Raw genomic sequence first — 18575 nt, forward strand, 5'->3', positions numbered from 1 at the left:
GGGTATGGTGATGCATCCGGTGGACCCCGCTGAGGATGCGGCCCGGTACCGCCGGGACCACTGTCGTCTGATCAGGAGCAGCTTGGTGCCCCTCAATACGGTCGCGCTCGAACTCGTGCCCCCGAACACCGACCGCAGTCCGGAGGAGATTCTCGACGAGGCCCGCAAGGTCGTGCGGTTTTCGGCTGAGACCGGACTCGACGGGGTGATCCGGCACGTGATGATCCCGGGCATGATCGCCGAGGACGACGACCGTCCCGTCGAGATGAAACCGAAGCTCGACGTCCTGGATTACTGGTCGCGGATCGCACCGGAACTGCCCGGCATCCGGGGCCTGTGCACCCAGGTCACCGCCTTCATGGACGAGGCCACCCTGCGGGCCCGGCTGACCGAACTGCTCGCCGCGGGTATGGAGGGCATCGCCTTCGTCGGCGTCCCCCGCACCATGAGCGACGGCGAGGGCTCCGGTGTGGCGCCCACCGATGCGCTGACCATCTACCGCGACCTGGTACCCAACCGCGGTGTCATCCTGATCCCGACCCGCGACGGCGAGGCCGGCCGGTTCGGCTTCAAGTGCGGGCAGGGCGCCACCTACGGCATGACCCAGCTGCTGTACTCGGATGCGATCGTGCCGTTCCTCACCGAGTTCGCCCGCGAACACGACCACCGCCCCGAGATCCTGCTGTCGTTCGGTTTCGTGCCGAAGGTCGAGACCAGGGTCGGGCTGATCCACTGGCTCATCCAGGATCCGGGCAACGCCGCCGTCGCCGCCGAACAGGAGTTCGTCCAGACCCTGGCGGCCAACGAACCCGACGTGAAGCGCAAACTGCTCGTCGACCTCTACAAGCGGATCATCGACGGTGTCGGAGATCTGGGTTTCCCGCTGAGCATCCATTTCGAGGCCACCTACGGCATGTCGAAGGCGGCGTTCGACACCTTCGCCGAGATGCTGGCCTACTGGTCCCCGACGTCCTAGCGTTTGCGCCCGTGCAAACCCTGGTCGACTTCGACACCGCGCCGGTCTTCGCGATCCCGGTGCGCGACGGCTACCGCGGCTTCGCGGGCCGGGAGGGCATGCTGCTGGAAGGCCCGCAGGGGTGGGGCGAGTTCAGCCCGCCCGGCACCGAGGCCGACCTGGCGGCGGTGCGATTCCTCACCGCGGCCGTCGAAGCCGGCACCGTCGGCTGGCCGGACCCGGTTCGCGGCCGCGTGCCGGTCGCGGTGGCCATTCCCGCCGTCGGCCCTGAGCAGGCCGCCGCCATCGCCGCCGACAGCGGATGCGCCGCCGCCGACATACGGGTCGGCTGTGCACCGGACACGCTGTCCGATGACGTGGCGCGAGTGGCGGCGGTGCGCGAGGCGCTGGGCCCGTCGGCTGCCCTGCGCTGCGATGCCGCCGGAGCCTGGGATGTGGAGACCGCGGTCTCGGCCATCGCCGCCCTTGACCGCGCCGCGGGCGGCTTGCAGTTCGTCGAACAGCCGTGCGCGACGCTGGCGGAACTGGCTGCGGTACGCGGGCGGGTCGGGGTCCGGATCGCCGCCGACGAATCCATCCGCGACGCCGCCGATGCGTTCGCCCTCGACATCGGCGAGGCCGCCGACATCGCGGTACTCACCGTCGGTGCGCTCGGCGGGGTGCGCCGCACGTTACGGGTCGCCGAACGCTGGGGGGTGCCGTGTGTCGTGTCCTCGCCACCGGACAGCAGCGTCGGGCTGGCCGGCGGGCTGGCCGTCGCGGGCGCGCTACCCGACCTGCCGTTCGCCTGCGGGCTGGCCACCGTGGTGGCACTGCAGGGTGATCTGGTGTCCCCGGGGCGATCGTTGCGCCCGGTCGACGGCCACCTTCCGGTGGCACCCATGCCGCCGGCGCCGGACCGCGAGCAGCTACGGCAGTTCGAGGTGACCGACCCTGCCCGGGTCGCCTGGTGGCGACAGCGGCTGGCGGCCGTCCAGAACCTGCTGTGACGCTAACGGCGCCGCCACGCCGCGATCGCGACGCCCAACCCGACCAACGCGATGATCGGTCCGAGCACCGACCACGTGGTCGTGTTGCTCATCGGGCTGCCCTGGACGGCACCAAAACCCTGCAGCGTGAACAACAGGCCGAACAGCGCCACCAGGACGCCGAGCCCACCCACGACGTGGCGCATGTCAGTTCCTTCCTCCGCTGGGGATGGCGGCGGACACCGCCCGCATCAATGCTCGTTTGACCTTGCCCGCCCCCGACTCGGCGGCCGGCCGCTGCGGCGGTTCCAGCTGCAGCACATCGCCTTCGGCGATCTGACCCGCCTTCGTCACCGTGCCGTAGGCGCCCAGGCACCGCCGGGAATGCGCCGCGATGGTGCGGGTGATGCCCCGGTCCTGCTTGAGTTCGGGCTGCTCGTGGGAGGGCATCACGCAGCGGATCGTCGGGATCATCGGGGCCAGGTCGGCGTGCGGACCGTGCAGCACACCACCGCACCAGTCCCACTCCGGATGATCCGACGTCGAGGCGGCCTCGACCAGGATGGTCGGCCGGAACCGGCGGACGTCGAAGTCGGAGTCGGGTGCCACTGCGGCCATCGCGGCCAGGCTCTGGGTGGTCAGGATGTGCACCGGGTAGGCGTCGACGTAGCTGCCCACCGGGGTGGCGTACCGGGTGATCTCGGCGAGCTTACGCACCGGGAACATCGACAGGTCAGGCAGCGGCTCGTCGTCGGCCAGCCCGAAGATGGTGCGCAGGTCGCTCTTGGTGGCCATCGGGGTGCGGTACTGCTGGCGATCCGACATCGGCGGCAGCGGATGCAACGCGACGTCGTGGTCGACGTACTCCGACAGCGCGCGGTGCACGGCGGGATCGGAGCTGGAGAACTCCCGGCCGTCGGGCAGGCCGACGATGACCTCGGGAGCCTTGCCCGGGCCGGCGTCCGGCGGGGGTGCCTGCGCGTAGCGGGCGGTGCACCACAGCAGGCCGGGCAGCTTCTTGGCGCTGGTGGTGCAGTCGTGCTCGAGGTCGCGTACCGCCCAGGTGCGGTCGGCGTGCAGGCCGAGCGTCCCGATCGGTGCGGCGGCGATCTGCTCACCGGCCATGGACTTCACCGGATACCGCCAGAGGGACACGATGCGACCGGCCTCGACCATGACCCCACACTATGGCCTCGGGGCGCTGCTGCCAGGATGGACCCGGACATCTGCAGTACGGAAGGCACCAGGGCACCACCATGTACGACCAGAGCAGCGGCTGGGATTCGCACGATTCGCACGACGTCGGATTCCGCATCGACCCCGTACTGGCCCGCAGCTGGCTGCTGGTCAACGGAGCGCACGCGGACAAGTTCGCCGCGGCGACGCGGTCGCGGGCCGACATCGTGGTGCTCGATATCGAGGACGCCGTCGCGCCCAAGGACAAGACCTCGGCCCGCGACAACGTGGTGCGCTGGCTGGCCGCCGGCAACAGTGACTGGGTGCGGGTGAACGGCTTCGGCACGCCGTGGTGGGCCGACGACCTCGAAGCGCTGTCCTCGTCCTCGGTGGGCGGGGTGATGCTGGCGATGGTGGAGTCGGTGGACCACGTCACCGAGACCGCCAAGCGGCTGCCGAACAAGCCGATCGTCGCGCTCGTCGAGACCGCGCGGGGGCTGGAGCGGATCACCGAGATCGCCTCGGCCAAAGGGACTTTCCGGCTGGCCTTCGGTATCGGTGACTTCCGCCGGGACACTGGCTTCGGCGACAACCCGGCCACCCTGGCCTACGCCCGGTCGCGGTTCACCATCGCGGCCAAGGCGGCACACCTGCCCGGCGCCATCGACGGCCCGACCGTCGGGTCGAGCGCGCTCAAGCTCAGCGAGGCCACCGCGGTGTCGGCCGAATTCGGTATGACCGGCAAGATCTGCCTGACGCCCGACCAGTGCCCGGCGGTCAACGAGGGGCTGGCCCCGTCCCAGGAGGAGATCACCTGGGCCAAGGAGTTCTTCGCCGAGTTCGAACGCGACGGCGGCGAAATTCGCAACGGCTCCGACCTTCCGCGCATCGCCCGGGCCAACAAGATCCTCGACCTGGCCCGCGCCTACGGCATCGAGGTCTCGGAGTTCGACGACCAGGCCGTGCACGTGGCCGCGCCGTCGGACACCTACCACTACTGAGTTCTCGCGCCGACGTCATAAATGACCTAAGCGTGACCGGTTGGCCCACAGGCCATCCGGCGGGTGCGCGGCACCGAATCGCGGGTGCATCATCGACTCAGCCCCGCGTAGCTTTCAGGAGCAGCGCAATGAACTCACCACTGTCCACGGTCGCGGCAGCCCAAGGCGATGCGATCGATTCCCGTTATCACCCGTCGGCCGCGGTCCGGCGGCAACTCAACAAGGTCTTCCCCACGCACTGGTCGTTCCTGCTGGGTGAAGTCGCCTTGTACAGCTTCATCGTTCTTCTCATCACCGGCGTCTATCTGACGCTGTTCTTCGATCCGTCGATGGCCGAGGTCACCTACAACGGGGTCTATCAGCCGCTGCGCGGGGTGGAGATGTCGCGGGCCTACGCCTCGGCGCTTGACATCAGCTTCGAGGTGCGAGGTGGACTGTTCGTGCGGCAGGTGCACCACTGGGCTGCGCTGATGTTCGCCGCGGCGATCATGGTGCACCTGGCCCGGGTGTTCTTCACCGGCGCGTTCCGCCGGCCGCGCGAAGCCAACTGGGTGATCGGCGGTCTGCTGCTGATCCTGGCCATGTTCGAGGGCTTCTTCGGCTACTCGCTGCCCGACGACCTGCTCTCGGGCACCGGGATCCGGGCGGCGCTGTCCTCGATCACGTTGGGCATTCCGGTGATCGGCACCTGGCTGCACTGGGCGCTGTTCGGCGGCGACTTCCCGGGAACCATCCTGATCCCGCGCCTGTATGCCATCCACGTCCTGATCTTCCCGGCAATCATGTTGGCGCTCATCGGGATTCACCTGGCGCTGGTGTGGTTCCAGAAGCACACCCAGTTCCCCGGGCCGGGAGCGACCGAGAAGAACGTGGTCGGGGTGCGGGTGATGCCGGTGTTCGCGGTGAAGTCCGGCGCCTTCTTCGCGATGGTCCTGGGCATCCTGGGCCTGATGGGTGGGCTGCTGCAGATCAACCCGGTGTGGCAGCTCGGCCCGTACAAGCCTTCGCAGGTCTCAGCGGGCAGTCAGCCCGACTTCTACCTGATGTGGACCGACGGCCTGATCCGGTTGTGGCCGGCCTGGGAGCTCTACATCGGCAACCACACGGTGCCTGCGGCGGTCGCGGTGGCGCTGCTGATGGGCCTGATCTTCATCCTGCTGCTGGCCTACCCGTGGATCGAGAAGCGCCTCACCAAGGATGATGCGCACCACAATCTGCTGCAGCGCCCACGCGACGTTCCGGTGCGAACGGGTATCGGCGCCATGGCGATTGCGTTCTACATCGTGCTCACCTACAGCGCGATGAACGACATCATCGCCTACAAGTTCCACATCTCGCTCAATGCGACCACCTGGATCGGCCGCATCGGCATGGTGGTGCTGCCGCCGCTGGTGTTCTTCATCGCCTACCGCTGGGCGGTGGCGCTGCAGCGCAGCGACCGCGCTGTGCTCGAGCACGGTATCGAGACCGGCATCATCAAGCGGTTGCCGCACGGTGCCTACATCGAGCTGCACCAGCCGCTGGGCCCGGTCGACGACCACGGGCATCCGATCCCGCTGGAGTACCAGGGCGCGCCGGTTCCCAAGCGGATGAACAAGCTGGGCTCCGGTGGCGCACCCGGACGGGGCAGTCTGCTCACCGCGGATCCGCCTGCCGAGCAGGAAGCGCTCGCCGAGGCTGACGAGGCCACCGAGCGTAGAGTTCTTATCGCCCTGCGCACCCGCCAGGCGTTCAACGGATCCTCCGAAGGCGGTGGCTGATGGCGGAGAAGTCGCGGCTGTTCAGCTTGGCCGGCGGCGTGATGAGCCGGCCGTGGATGCGACCGGTGACGCGGACGTTCAGCGACCTGCACGCCACCCTGTACCGGGTGACCGGGGGTGCGGCGCAGAATCCGAACTATCCGACAATGCTGCTGACCGTCACCGGTCGCAAGAGCGGCAAGCCGCGGACAGTTCCGCTGATCTATCTGCAGGACGGCGACCGGTTGGTGATCGCCGCGGCGTATGCCGGCAGTGATTCGAATCCCACCTGGTGGCTGAACCTCAAAGCCCACCCGGAAGCTGTTGCGCGGCTGCGGGATCGGGAGATACCGGTACGTGCAGAGCTGGCCGCGCCGGAGGAGCGGCCCGAGTTGTGGCGGCGGCTGGTCGAGATGTACCCGTACTTCACCGAGTACCAGCAGCGGACCGATCGGGAGATTCCAGTCATCGTGCTCAACCCGGCTTGACCGCCTGCAGCGTGTAGCTCAACGGCAGCCGCTCGCCGTTCTCGACCAGGCGCCACTCGCCGTCGTCATCGCGGCGCATCCGCTCGTAGAGCGCGTTCCAGGGCACCGAGTCGTGTTCGACGAGCATGGTGAGCTGCAGCCCGGCGTCCAGGATCGCGGTGACGATCTCACCCAATCCGTGGTTCCATTCCCGGGACTGGGTGTGGGCGAAGACGGCGTCGGTCTCGACGTAGGTGTCCGGGGAATCGAAGCGCAGCGGTTCTGCGTGCTCGAAGTACGGGTAGCCCAGCGTGATCGCATCAGCGCGCTGCTCGTCGACCGCCCACAGCACGGGGTGACCCTCGCGCAGGAACAGCCGGCCGCCCGGCCGCAGCAGCCGGGCCACCACCTGCGCCCAGCGCCGCACGTCCGGCAGCCACACCAACGCGCCGATGCCGGTGTAGACCAGATCGAAGGTGTTCTCGCCGAGGGCTTCCGGCGCGGAGTACACATCGGATTCGACGTAGTCGACGTCGAGGCCGGCCGAGTCGGCGATCGTCCGGGCGATCGCCAGTGCGGCGGGGGAGAAGTCCAATCCTGTCATCCGGGCGCCGAGGCGCGCCAGTGAGATCGTGTCGGTGCCGATGTGGCACTGCAGGTGCACGCCACGCAGGCCGGTAACGTTCCCGAGTCGGGGTACATCGAACCGTACGACATCGGACAACCACCGGGTATCGGCGAGCAACTCCGTCACCGCGTAATCCGGCGAAGCGGCGTGGGCCGGGGCGCGCTCGTCCCACATGGCGCGGTTGACCTCGCGGTGTTCGTCGTACACACCATTCACTGTGACAGCGTCATCAAGTGACCCTTGAAACACGAAATGTATTTCCGTAGTCTGGTGTCGTCATTCCACCCCACTGAAGGAGACGACGATGTCAACCACCGCCCGCTACTCGGTGCTGACCGTCCCCCTGCTCGCCGCGTCGATCATTCTGGCGCCCAACGCTTCTGCCGAACCCAACCCCGTCCTGCCGCAGCCCGGCAGCGGTCCCGCTGATGTGATCATCGGCGAACTCCAGGCACTCGGGTACAACGTCGCCATCAACTGGACCAACGGACAGGACTCCTCGCCGCTGCTGTCCCGTTGCCGGGTGGTGGCCTTCCACAATCCGGATCGGTCGGGGGGTCCCGCACCGGAGGGCGCGACCGTGCACGTGGACGTGCTGTGCCCCGATGAGTCCGAGGACTGAGGGGCCGCCCGCTACAGGTCTACCGGCATCGGGGTGACATTCCAGATGTCGTCGCAGTACTCGGCGATTGCCCGATCCGAGGAGAACTTTCCGCTGCGGGCCGCGTTGAGGATCGACATGTGCGACCACGTGTCCCGGTCCTGCCAGGCGGCACTGACCTTGGCCTGGCAATCGACGTAGGACCGGTAGTCGGCCAGCACCAGGAACGGATCGTGGTGAATCAGGTTGTCCACCACGGGCCGCAGCACCTCGGTGTCGCCATGGGTGAAGGCGCCCTGCAGGATCAGCTCGAGTACCTCGGCCAGTTCGGGATCGCTCTCCAGGTAGCTGGCCGGCCGGTAACCCTCGGCCTGGATTCGCTCGACCTCTTCGACGGTGAGTCCGAACAGGAAGAAGTTCTCGGGGCCGGCCTCTTCGCGGATCTCGACGTTGGCACCGTCCAGAGTGCCGATGGTCAGCGCGCCGTTCATCATGAACTTCATGTTCCCGGTGCCGGAGGCTTCCTTACCGGCGGTGGAGATCTGCTCGGAGAGGTTGGCCGCTGGGTAGATCAGATGGGCGTTCTGCACGTTGAAGTTCGGCAGGAACACCACTTTCATGTAGCGGTTGACGTCGGGGTCGTTGTTGACGGTGGCCCCGACGGCGGTGATCAACCGGATGATCCGCTTGGCCATGAAGTAGCCGGGCGCGGCCTTGCCGCCGAAGATGAACGCCCGCGGCGCGATGGCGAAGCTCGGGTTCTGCTTGAGCCGGTTGTAGAGCGTGATGATGTGCAGCACGTTGAGGTGCTGACGCTTGTACTCGTGGATTCGCTTGACCTGGATGTCGAACATCCAGGTGGGATCCAGTTCGATACCGGTGGTGGAGTGAACGAACTCGGCCAGTCGGCTCTTGTTGGCCCGCTTCACTTCTCGCCAGCGCTGCCGGAAGGCCGGGTCGTCGGCGAAGTTCTCGAGGGCGCGCAGCTGGCCGAGTTCGGTCAGCCAGCCGTCGCCGATGGTCTCGTCGAACAGGGTGCGCAGCCCCGGATTGGACAGGGCCAGGAATCGCCGCGGGGTGACACCGTTGGTGACGTTGCCGAAGCGCTCCGGCCACATCTCGTAGAAGTCCTGCAGCACACTGGCTTTCAGCAGCTCCGAGTGCAGGGCCGCGACACCGTTGATCGCGTGGCTGCCGACGGTGGCCAGGTGCGCCATCCGGACGCTCTTGCCGCCGTCCTCGCCGATCAGCGACATCCGGCGCAGCCGGTCCTCGTCGCCGGGGAAGCGTGCCTTCACTTCGTCGAGGAAGCGGTTGTTGATCTCGTAGATGATCTCCAGGTGCCGGGGCAGCGACTCCGAGAAGATGCCCAGGGGCCACGTCTCGAGTGCCTCGGGGAGCAGGGTGTGGTTGGTGTAGCCGAAGGTCTCCAGCGTGATCGCCCAGGCCTCGTCCCAGCCCATGTGGTGCTCGTCGATCAGCAGCCGCATCAGCTCGGCCACCGCGATCGAGGGGTGGGTGTCGTTGAGCTGGATGGCCCACTTCTGCGGCAGCGCCTCCAGCAGTAGCTCGGCGCGCTCGGTGTGGATCCGCAGGATGTCCTGCAGGGAACAGGAGACGAAGAAGTACTGCTGCTGCAGGCGCAGCCGCTTGCCGGCGTCGGGCTCGTCGTTGGGGTAGAGCACCTTCGAGACCTTCTCGGCCACGACCTCGTCTTCGACCGCCTTGTAGAAATCGCCGGTGTTGAAGGCCTCCAACGCGAACGACTCGACCGAGCGGGCGCTCCACAGCGTGAGCGTGTTGCAGGTGTTCACGCCGTAGCCCTGAATCGGGGTGTCGTAGGAGACGCCCTTGATCACCTGCTGGGGGATCCAGCGCACCCGGTGGTGGCCGGCCAGATCCTCGTACTGCTCGGTGTAGCCGCCCCAGTTCACGATGTAGCTGGCATCCGGTTTGTCGATCTCCCACGGGTTGCCGCCGACCAGCCAGTTGTCGGTCTTCTCGACCTGCCAGCCGTTCTGGATCTCCTGGTCGAAGATGCCGAACTCGTAGCGGATGCCGTAGCCGATCGAGGGCCGCTCCAGGGTGGCCAGCGAGTCCAGATAGCAGGCGGCCAGCCGGCCCAGGCCGCCGTTGCCCAGCCCGGGCTCCTCCTCACAGGCCAGGATCTCGTCGAGTTCCTGGCCCAGCGCGGCCAGCGCCTCCCGGGCCTGCTTCTCGATTCCCAGGTTCAGCAGGTTGTTGCCCAACTGGGGGCCCATCAGGAACTCCGCCGACAGGTAACAGGTCACCTTGTTGGACAGATCCAGCCAGTCCTGGGTGGTGGCCATCCAGCGCTGCTGCATGCGGTCGCGCACGGCCAATGCCAGGGCCCGGTAGTAGTGGTCTGGCGTCAGCACCGCCGCCGGGCGGGCGATCGAGTAGGTGAGGTGGTCGCTGATGGCGCGGCGCAGCGCGTCGGCGGACAGACCGGTGCGGCTGTGCTCGTGCACCTGCGGGGTGGACCCGGTGGCGTCGAAGTCGCCCACATCGCCCGCCGTGGTGTTGACGACATCGGTCATGGCCTGCTCCCTGCGTCTCGACAGCTGGTGGTGAGGACCGCAGTGTGGCATCGCCATGTTTCGGCACGGCGAGGTCCGCGAGTCGCTCCCGTGAACTATGGCCCATCAGCGGCCATGGCGCGCGTCGAGCAAATCTGACGCGTCCCGCGTCTTGCCCCGCCGCCGGGATCCGGTCTATACACTTTTTCAAGGTTGTTCACTGCCGTGCAGCCCACCGCGTCAAGATCGGAGAAGTTCAGTGACGGCGATGCTGGAAGCGGGGGATCAGGTTCTCGACGTCGCGCGGGGGATGCGCGATCTGGTGGCCGATCAGGCCGCCGAGTCCGAGCAGTTGCGCACGATGTCGCGGGCGATCGTCGAGGAGATGTGGGGCAGTGGTCTCATGTCGGCGTTCAACCCCGTGGAAGCCGGCGGGGTGGAGCCCAGCTTCGCTGAGATGATCGAGACCTGGATCGAGATGGCCTGGCAGGACGGTTCATTCGGCTGGATCGGCATCGCCAATTTGCCCTCGACCTTCGCCGCGGCCGCCTACCTGCCCGATGCCGGGTTCGCCGAGGTGTTCACCGCCAACGACAACCATGTGACGATGGGCGGCCAGTTCTTCCCCAACGGGCAGGGCGCGGTGGTCGACGGCGGCTACCGGGTGACCGGGTCGTGGAGCTTCGGGTCGGGGACCGGTCACGCCGAGTACGTCTGTGCAGGCTTCTTCCCGCTCGACGACGGCCAGCCGCGGATGGCCCCCGACGGTCTGCCCGAGATGCAGGTGGCCGTCATCCCGCGCGAGGAAATCATCTTCAAGGACGGCTGGCATGTGCAGGGCCTGAAGGGAACCGGGTCCTACGACTACAGCGTCGAGGACGTCTTCGTCCCCACCCACCGCACCTTCCCGCTGTTCTCCAAGACCCCGCACCGCGGTAGCTCGCCGGCCACCCGGATGGGCTTGATGCCGGTGACGGCCGCCGGCCACGCGGCATGGGCACTGGGCGTGGCCAAGAGCATGCTCGACGACGTCCAGGCGCTGGCGGCGACCAAGTTCCGGATGAGCGATATGGCCTCCCTGGCCAGCCGCCCGACCTTCCAGAAGGATCTCGCCCTCCATGTCTCGGAGTGGCGCGCGGCCCGGCTGCTGATCCTCGACGCCTTCGGCGCCGCCGAGTCCGCCGTCGCGGCGGGGCAGGACCTGACCCCGCTCCTGCGCGCCGACATGCGCGCGGCCGCGGTGTATGCCACCGATGTGGCACGCCGGTGCGCCGAATGGGCGCACCTGGCCGCGGGCACCACGGCGATCCGCGAGGGCAGCCGGCTCGAGCGCGGATTCCGGGACATCTACACCGGAACCCAGCACGCGTTCATCAGTGAGAAGGTCGCCATGGACGCCGCGCAGATCTGGTTGGGGATCATCGAGGATCAGCCCGGCCTGTAGGGCGCGGCACGCTGAGAAATACGGCGCGGTGCGGGCCGGGCGCGGCTAGAGTCAGGAAGCTATGACGACCTGGTCGGCCCCCGCGACACTGGATCGGTCATGCAGCCGCCGACAGGCCAAACGCCTCAGCCAGCAGTTCGCCGAAGTGGGCGTGACCATCAGCCCGGACCGGCTGCGCCAGATTTCGATGGGCAGCCCGACCAGCGAAGCCGAGCTGATCGACGTGAGCTTCGCGCTGAGCGCCAGCCAGCTGCTCAGCGAGAAGCGGCAGTCCAAACGTGGTCGTAAACAACGACGTTGGACGCATTCGCTGATCGTGCTCGGCGCGATCGTGGTGGCGTTGAACCTGCTGCTGTGCCTCGGTCTGGTGATGTTCGTCCTGACCCAGCACACCTCCCCGTACTGAGCCGTACTGATCGGCTACTGCAGCCGCGCCACCTCGTCGGTGCGGTTACGCACCAGGTCGTTGTAGGCCTCGCCGGGTCCGATGTGGTCCCACAGCGCCGGCGGGTAGTAGGTGACGTACATGGTGCGGCGCCCGCCGGTCCCGGTCGGTGGCGGTGAGGCGTGCATGACGTCCTGGACGTGGACGGTCACGTCACCGGGTTCGGTGTCGATGCTGACGTAGGCGATGTCGTCGGACCGTTGCATCCACCGGTAGTGCACCGCCTGGCCGTGACTGCCGGGGATCACCTGCAGGTTGCCGGTGGCGGCGCTGGATCCGGTGAGCTGGATACCGATGCCCACCGCCGGGCACAGGATTGAGTGCCCGCCCAGCCCGCAGTCCTGATGCCAGGGGATGTTGGACAGTCCGCTGGTCTTGCCCGGAACCTTCAGCAGCACCGCAGCACCTTCCATCCGGTCCGGTGCGGCCCGCAGCGCAGGGTTGAGCAGCGTGCCGAGCCGGCGGATGCGGGCGTCGCGTTCCAGTTCGGCAAGGACCGTCGAGCGCAGGCTGGCATACACCAGCCGGCACAGCGCACTGTCGCCGGATTCACCGGTCACCCACCAGGATTGGTCGTCACCGGGTGCGGCGGCGGCCGCCAGCCGGTCCACTTCGCGGTTGGCCGCCGCCATCTCCTCGGCGCTGAACACCGACCGCACATGCAGGTAGCCCATCGCGTTCAGCTGCGCGCGCAGTTCGTCGTCATCGTCGTCGAGGGTGAACGACGCCAGCGGGTCGCGGCCGCCCAGGTCGATGCGGTCGGGATCGTAGGGCGGGATGCCCGCATGCAGATACTTCAGCACCGGGTCCCAGTCGGCCAGCTTCTCGAAGCTGCCGCGCTCGACGGTCAGCTCACCGGCGATCATCAGACCCATCACGGTGCGGACCTGGGATACCAGGTCGTCGAACGCCGTCCGGCTCAGCCGGACCGCGGTGCCGCCGAGGTCTCGCGGCACCACCTCGACGGCCGCGTCGTCGGGCAGGTAGCCGATCGCCTCATCCTCGAGGAGGAACGTGATCGGCGCGAGCCCGCGGGTGGCGTCAGCCAGCACCGCGGGGTCGCTGCCGACCAGGGTGGGAACGACGGTGTTCACCGCCTCAGTATGACTCTCAGCCGGTCACATACGTGTCGGCAACGTCGAGCGCCTTGTCCAGGATCGCCAGACCTTCGGCGACCTCGGCGTCGGTGATGTTGCAGGCCGGGACCGCATGGATCCGGTTGAAGTTGGCGAACGGCAGCAGGCCGCCGGACTTGCACGCCGCGATGACGGCGTTCATCGCCTCGCTGGATCCGCCATAGGGCGCCAGCGGCTCGCGGGTGGCCTGGTTGGCGACCAGTTCGATCGCCCAGAACACACCGAGCCCGCGGACCTCGCCGACCGAGCGGTGCCGGGCGGCCAGCTCGTGCAGACCCGGGCCGAGCACCTTCTCGCCGAGGCGGGCGGCGTTGGCCACCATGCCCTCGTCCTCCATCGCGTTGATGGTCGCGACGGCGGCCGCGCAGGCCAGCGGATGACCGGAGTAGGTCAGGCCACCGGGGTAGGCGCGGTCGGCGAAGGTCGCGGCGATGGCGTCGTTGATGGCCACCCCGCCGAGCGGCACGTAGCCGGAGGTGACACCCTTGGCGAACGTCATCAGGTCGGGCACCACGTCGAAATGGTCGATGGCGAACCACTTTCCGGTCCGGCCGAAGCCTGCCATCACCTCGTCGGCGATCATCACGATGCCGTGGCGGTTGCAGATCTCCCGGACGCCGGCCATGTAGCCGGGCGGCGGCACCATGATGCCTGCGGTGCCGGGCACCGACTCCAAGATGATGGCCGCGATGGTCGAGGCGCCCTCGTGGGCGATAAGGCGCTCCAGGTACTCCAGCGCACGCTCGGATTCCTGCTGCTCGTTCTCGGCGTAGAACGACGAGCGGTAGAGGAACGGGCCGTTGAAGTGGATGACGCCGGCGCTGGCGTAGTCGTTCGGGTAGCGGCGCGGGTCACCGGTCAGGTTGATCGCGGTGTCGGTGCCGCCGTGGTACGAGCGGTAGCGGGAGAGCACCTTGCGACGGCCGGTGTGCAGCCGGGCCATCCGCACCGCGTGCTCGACGGCGTCGGCGCCGCCGTTGGTGAAGAACACCCGGTTCAGGTCACCCGGGGTGCGCTCGGCGATCAGCCGGGCGGCCTCCGACCGGGCGGCGTTGGCGTGCTGCGGGGCGATGGTGCACAGCTTGGCGGCCTGCTCGGCGATCGCGGCGACCACCTTCGGATGCTGGTGGCCGATGTTGGTGAACACCAGCTGGCCGGAGAAGTCCAGCAGCTTGTTGCCGTCACCGTCCCAGATGTAGGAGCCCTCGGAGGCGACGACGGTCATCGGCTTGATCTGCGCCTGCGCCGACCAGGAGTGGAAGACGTGCTGACGATCGAGCTCGTAGGCCCGGGCGGCCTCGGCGCGGGCGGTCTCGGCATCCAGGCCGTTGGGCAGCAGGTGCGAAGTCGTTGCGGTCATGAGTGTGCGTTGCCTCTTTCGGGCTCAGTTGTTCTGGGGGAAGCCGAGATTGATGCCACCGTGGCTCGGGTCGAGCCACCGGCTGGTGACCACCTTGCCGCGGGTGAAGAAGTGCACTCCCTCGGTTCCGTGCGCGTGGGTGTCGCCGAACAGCGACGACTTCCACCCACCGAAACTGTAGTAGGCCGTCGGCACCGGGATCGGGACGTTGATGCCGACCATGCCGACCTCGACCTCGTTCTGGAACCGGCGGGCCGCGCCACCGTCGTTGGTGAAGATCGCGGTGCCGTTGCCGTAGGGGTTGGAGTTGATGAGAGCCACTGCTTCTTCATAGGTTGCCACCCTTACCACCGACAGCACCGGGCCGAAGATCTCGTCGGTGTAGACGCTCATCTCGGGGGTGACATTGTCGATCAGGGTCGGGCCCAGCCAGAAGCCATCGGCCTCACCGTCGACCTGCACACCGCGGCCGTCGACCACGATGGTGGCGCCGTCGGCTTCGGCGGCGTCGACGTAGGAGGCCACCCGGTCGCGGTGGGCCTTGGTGACCAGCGGGCCCATGTCGGACTCGCGGGTGCCGTCACCGGTCTTCAGGGTGCGGGTGCGCTCGGCGATCTTGGCGACCAGTTCGTCGGCGATCGGGCCGACGGCGACGGCGGCCGAGATGGCCATGCAGCGCTCACCGGCGGAGCCGAAACCGGCGTTGACCATGGCATCGGCGGCCAGGTCCAGGTCGGCGTCGGGCAGGATCAGGGCGTGGTTCTTGGCGCCGCCGAGGGCCTGGACGCGCTTGCCGTGCATGGTGCCGGTCGAGTAGACGTACTGGGCGATCGGGGTGGAGCCGACGAAGGACACCGCCTTGATGGCGGGGTTGGTCAGCAGTTCGTCGACGGCTACCTTGTCACCCTGCAGCACGTTGAACACGCCCGCGGGCAGGCCGGCCTCGGCCCACAGGTTGGCGATCCACAGCGCGGCCGACGGATCCTTCTCGGATGGCTTGAGCACGACGGTGTTACCGGCGGCGATGGCGATGGGGAAGAACCACATCGGCACCATGGCCGGGAAGTTGAACGGCGAGATGACGGCCACCGGGCCCAGCGGCTGGCGGATCGAGGCGACGTCGACGTTGGTTGAGGCGTTCTCGGTCATGCCGCCCTTGAGCAGATGGGCGATACCGCAAGCGAATTCGACGACTTCCTGACCGCGGCTGACTTCACCGAGGGCGTCGGAGAGCACCTTGCCGTGCTCGGCGGTGATGAGCGCGGCCAGTTCCTGCTTGCGGGCGTTGAGCAGCTCCCGGAACGCGAACAGCACCGAGGTGCGCTTGGCGATCGAGGTGTCGCGCCAGGCCGGGAAGGCGGCGCGGGCGGCCTCGATGACCGCCTTGGCATCGGCGACGTCGGCCAGGGCGACCTGACCGGTCACCTGGCCGGTGGCGGGGTTCGTGACGGGGGCGGTGCGGTCACTGTTGCCAGCGAAGAGCTTGCCGTCGGACCAGTGGGCGATGGTGCGGACGCGGGTATTGGGCGCGGTGAGAGTCACGGGAGTCCTGTTCGTTGTCGATGTCTGTCCTCGATTCTGGGCCCTACGGAGGTCCAATGCGTCCGACGATCTGTCATGTTCTGCACTCAATCTTTTACACTGTGTCAATGCAACCCACGGTCCGCGAGGTTCTGGATCTCCCGGCGCTGCGCGCCGGTGATCCGGAGCTGGTGTGCGTGGGCGACCTGGACCGGCCGGTGCGCTGGGTGCACGTCAGCGACCTGGCCGATCTATCCGGGCTGCTGACCGGTGGCGAGCTGGTGCTCACCACCGGTCAGGCGCTGGCCGACCCTCGTGTCGCCGATGACTACCTGCCCGGCCTGGCCGACGCCGGCGCGGTGGGCGTAGTGGTCGAACTCGGGCTGCACGTCGATGAACTGCCCGCCTCGGTACTGCAGGCGGGTGCGGCCGCCGGCTTACCGGTGGCCGTCCTGCACCGGCCCGTGCGGTTCATCGACGTCACCGAGGAGGTGCACCGGCGCATCGTCGCCGACCAGTACGCCGAGGTGGCCTACGCTCAGCGCGTCCACGAGGCCTTCACCGCGCTGAGCATGCGGCGCGCCTCGATCGACCAGATCGTCGCGGCGACCGCGGACATGCTGGAGACCCCGGTGGTTCTCGAGGACCTGAACCGTCAGGTGCTGGCCTTCGCCGCCCGCGACGTGCCAACCTCGCGGCTGCTCGCCGACTGGGAGCGGCGCTCCCGGCTGGCGGCCGACGACTCCTGGACCGCGCGACCGGTCGGCCCCTATCGGGAGGTGTGGGGACGGCTGATCGACCCCGAGGTTGCCGACGCCGACCCCCGCACCGTGACCACGCTGGAGCGGGCGGCCCAGGCGCTGGCCCTGCACCGGATGGTCGAGCAGAACCGGAGCTCGCTGGAACTGCGAGCCCAGAGCGGGCTGGTGGACGACCTTCGCCGCGGGCGCATCGTCGACGAGGCCGAGGCCACTGCGCGGGCGCACGCACTGGGCTTGCGTCCGGCGCTGACCTACGTTCCGATGGCCGCCCGGCTGCAGGAGAGTGCGGCCGCCGATCAGGTGGTGGTGCAACAGCGCCGGGTGCGCACGCTGGACGCGATCATGCACGCGGTCCGCGCGGCCGGGCACACCGGACTGGCCGCCACCCGCGATGACGGCCAGATCGACCTGGTGCTCGCACCGCAGCGGGTCGGCGGTCAGGCCGGCTCACGGGATGCCGCGTTGAGCGCGGTGTGCTCGGAGATCCGGCGCGCGGTGGTGCGGCTCGACGGAGTCAGTGACTGTGTGATCGGGGTCGGGCCGGAGTCCAGCCGCCTCATCGATGCTGTCGGCGGGTTGCGGGAAGCCGGTCACGTCGCCGAGGTCGCGATGTCAATGCCGTTGCACGACAAGCCGTTTCACCGATCGGCCGATGTCCGGCTGCGCGGGCTGATCTCGCTGATCCGGTCCGACCCGCGGGTGCAGGCGTTCGCCGAGACCGAACTGGCCGGCCTGCTGGCGCACCGGGCCGTGCACGGCGATGAGGCGTTCGACCTGTTGCGCAGCTTTCTTGAGGCCGGCGGCAACAAGGCCGAACTCGCCCGCACGCTGCACATGTCGCGCCCGACGCTCTATTCGCGGCTCGATGCCCTGGAACGGATCGTGGGCCTGGATCTCGACGACGCCGAGTCGCGGACCTCGCTGCATGTGGCGATGTTGATCCTCAGCCTGGCCGGGGAGTAGACCGTTCCATCTCGCGGCGCTCGTCCTTGAGCCGCTCCTTGCTGCGCAGCAGCCGCAGCAGGGTCACCAGCACCAGGCCGCCCACCATATTGCCGATCACCGTGTAGCCGAACCAGCCCAGCCAGTCGAGATAGCCGAATGGGGCGTCGCCGGTGATCAGCGCGCCGAAGATGAGCAGCGAGTCCAGGATCGAGTGGAACAGCTGAAGTCCGGCCAGCAGGAACGCCCCGGCCACCGCTGCGGCGATCTTGCCGGGCACCGAGTCGGTGCCGTGCTGCATCCGCGTCATCAAGGTGATGACCATGCCACCGAGAACGGCCAGCGCGGCGGTCTCCATCGACAGCGGCGCCGTCGCGAAGTGGCCGGCCGATTCGATCGTCTGATCGGCCAGCTTCGGCAACGCCGTGATGATCAGCGCCATGATCACCCAGCCGCCGACCAGGTTGGCCACCAGCGTCCCGCTCCACAGCTTGACCAGTTGACCGAAGGCGGCACGCTTGGCTACCACCGTGGTCACCGGGACCAGGAACCCTTCGGTGAACAACTCGCTGCGGCCGAGCAGCAGCGCCAGGAAGCCGATCGAGAAGGCCAGACCCGCCAGTAGCTGGTTGTGGGTCTGAGCCAGCACCGCCAGATAAGCCAGCACGCCCATGGCCACCTCGGTGCCACCGAAGAACCCGGTCACCAGAACTTCCCGCCAGCTGCGGTGCAGGCGCTGGCTGCCCTCGTCGACCATGCGGGTGAACGCCTCTTCGAGCTCGTCTTCGATCGGGCTGTCGGAGTCGCCGAGCTCACGCTGACTGGTTTCGGTCACGACCTGCACATACCCACCCGAGGTACCGCCATACA

At 68.1% G+C, this 18575-nt stretch carries 17 protein-coding genes; 9 read left to right on the forward strand and 8 right to left on the reverse strand.

What is annotated here, in order from left to right; all coding sequences use genetic code 11:
- Positions 1-85 precede the first annotated feature (85 nt).
- Both BN3385_RS20145 and BN3385_RS20150 read left to right on the forward strand, forming a co-directional pair.
- Entirely contained in the window at positions 86-976 is an 891-nt protein-coding gene (locus BN3385_RS20145) for a mycobacterial-type methylenetetrahydrofolate reductase (protein ID WP_059022212.1), read from the forward strand.
- 11 nt (positions 977-987) lie between these two features.
- Complete coding sequence (locus BN3385_RS20150) at positions 988-1965, forward strand: o-succinylbenzoate synthase (RefSeq protein WP_059019377.1); 978 nt, start codon at positions 988-990, stop codon at positions 1963-1965.
- 2 nt (positions 1966-1967) lie between these two features.
- On the opposite strand, the gene BN3385_RS20155 is transcribed toward BN3385_RS20150, so the two are convergent.
- Together BN3385_RS20155 and BN3385_RS20160 are read right to left on the reverse strand one after the other, a co-directional pair.
- Positions 1968-2150: a hypothetical protein gene (locus tag BN3385_RS20155; RefSeq protein ID WP_059019379.1), complete on the reverse strand. Its 183-nt coding sequence runs from the start codon at positions 2148-2150 to the stop codon at positions 1968-1970.
- 1 nt (position 2151) lies between these two features.
- On the reverse strand, positions 2152-3120 hold the full coding sequence (locus tag BN3385_RS20160; RefSeq protein WP_059019380.1) for an MOSC N-terminal beta barrel domain-containing protein: 969 nt from the start codon (positions 3118-3120) through the stop codon (positions 2152-2154).
- Between the two features lie 80 nt (positions 3121-3200).
- Here BN3385_RS20160 and BN3385_RS20165 point away from each other — a divergent pair, with 80 nt between their 5' ends.
- From BN3385_RS20165 to BN3385_RS20175, 3 genes are all read left to right on the forward strand, one after another.
- A complete protein-coding gene (locus BN3385_RS20165) occupies positions 3201-4121 on the forward strand; it encodes an HpcH/HpaI aldolase/citrate lyase family protein (RefSeq protein ID WP_059022214.1) in 921 nt (306 codons plus the stop codon).
- Positions 4122-4249: 128 nt separating this feature from the next.
- A complete protein-coding gene (qcrB, locus tag BN3385_RS20170; protein WP_059019382.1) occupies positions 4250-5881 on the forward strand; it encodes a cytochrome bc1 complex cytochrome b subunit in 1632 nt (543 codons plus the stop codon).
- Positions 5881-6348 carry a nitroreductase/quinone reductase family protein gene (locus BN3385_RS20175; protein WP_059019384.1) on the forward strand — a complete coding sequence of 156 codons (468 nt, stop codon included), beginning with the start codon at positions 5881-5883 and terminating at the stop codon, positions 6346-6348. The genes qcrB and BN3385_RS20175 overlap by 1 nt, the downstream gene beginning before the upstream one ends.
- Here the strand turns inward: BN3385_RS20175 and BN3385_RS20180 are convergent.
- Positions 6335-7162, reverse strand: coding sequence for a class I SAM-dependent methyltransferase (locus tag BN3385_RS20180; protein ID WP_197415244.1), 828 nt, complete (start codon positions 7160-7162; stop codon positions 6335-6337). The two genes, BN3385_RS20175 and BN3385_RS20180, sit on opposite strands and share 14 nt — an antisense overlap.
- 97 nt (positions 7163-7259) lie before the next feature.
- Here BN3385_RS20180 and BN3385_RS20185 point away from each other — a divergent pair, with 97 nt between their 5' ends.
- On the forward strand, positions 7260-7577 hold the full coding sequence (locus BN3385_RS20185; protein ID WP_059019386.1) for a hypothetical protein: 318 nt from the start codon (positions 7260-7262) through the stop codon (positions 7575-7577).
- Positions 7578-7588: 11 nt separating this feature from the next.
- On the opposite strand, the gene BN3385_RS20190 is transcribed toward BN3385_RS20185, so the two are convergent.
- Entirely contained in the window at positions 7589-10117 is a 2529-nt protein-coding gene (locus BN3385_RS20190; RefSeq protein ID WP_059019388.1) for a glycogen/starch/alpha-glucan phosphorylase, read from the reverse strand.
- Positions 10118-10364: 247 nt separating this feature from the next.
- Here BN3385_RS20190 and BN3385_RS20195 point away from each other — a divergent pair, with 247 nt between their 5' ends.
- Together BN3385_RS20195 and BN3385_RS20200 are read left to right on the forward strand one after the other, a co-directional pair.
- Positions 10365-11540 (forward strand): acyl-CoA dehydrogenase family protein, encoded by a 1176-nt coding sequence (locus BN3385_RS20195; RefSeq protein WP_059019390.1) that lies wholly within the window; start codon positions 10365-10367, stop codon positions 11538-11540.
- Positions 11541-11601: 61 nt separating this feature from the next.
- Complete coding sequence (locus BN3385_RS20200) at positions 11602-11946, forward strand: hypothetical protein (protein WP_059019392.1); 345 nt, start codon at positions 11602-11604, stop codon at positions 11944-11946.
- Positions 11947-11960: 14 nt separating this feature from the next.
- Here the strand turns inward: BN3385_RS20200 and BN3385_RS20205 are convergent, their stop codons facing one another.
- The 3 genes from BN3385_RS20205 to BN3385_RS20215 are packed head-to-tail and all read right to left on the reverse strand — an operon-like array spanning position 11961 to position 16023.
- Positions 11961-13079: a phytanoyl-CoA dioxygenase family protein gene (locus BN3385_RS20205; RefSeq protein ID WP_059019394.1), complete on the reverse strand. Its 1119-nt coding sequence runs from the start codon at positions 13077-13079 to the stop codon at positions 11961-11963.
- A 16-nt stretch (positions 13080-13095) separates the two neighbouring features.
- On the reverse strand, positions 13096-14481 hold the full coding sequence (locus tag BN3385_RS20210) for an aspartate aminotransferase family protein (RefSeq protein WP_059019396.1): 1386 nt from the start codon (positions 14479-14481) through the stop codon (positions 13096-13098).
- Between the two features lie 24 nt (positions 14482-14505).
- A complete protein-coding gene (locus tag BN3385_RS20215; protein ID WP_059019398.1) occupies positions 14506-16023 on the reverse strand; it encodes a CoA-acylating methylmalonate-semialdehyde dehydrogenase in 1518 nt (505 codons plus the stop codon).
- Between the two features lie 107 nt (positions 16024-16130).
- On the opposite strand from BN3385_RS20215, the gene BN3385_RS20220 reads away from it, so the two are divergent.
- Positions 16131-17726: a PucR family transcriptional regulator gene (locus BN3385_RS20220; protein ID WP_059019400.1), complete on the forward strand. Its 1596-nt coding sequence runs from the start codon at positions 16131-16133 to the stop codon at positions 17724-17726.
- Here BN3385_RS20220 and BN3385_RS20225 read toward each other — a convergent pair.
- A complete protein-coding gene (locus tag BN3385_RS20225; protein WP_059022218.1) occupies positions 17707-18540 on the reverse strand; it encodes a formate/nitrite transporter family protein in 834 nt (277 codons plus the stop codon). The two genes, BN3385_RS20220 and BN3385_RS20225, sit on opposite strands and share 20 nt — an antisense overlap.
- Between the last annotated feature and the right edge of the window lie 35 nt (positions 18541-18575).

Source organism: Mycobacterium sp. M26 (assembly GCF_001494595.1).
Taxonomy (GTDB): domain Bacteria; phylum Actinomycetota; class Actinomycetes; order Mycobacteriales; family Mycobacteriaceae; genus Mycobacterium.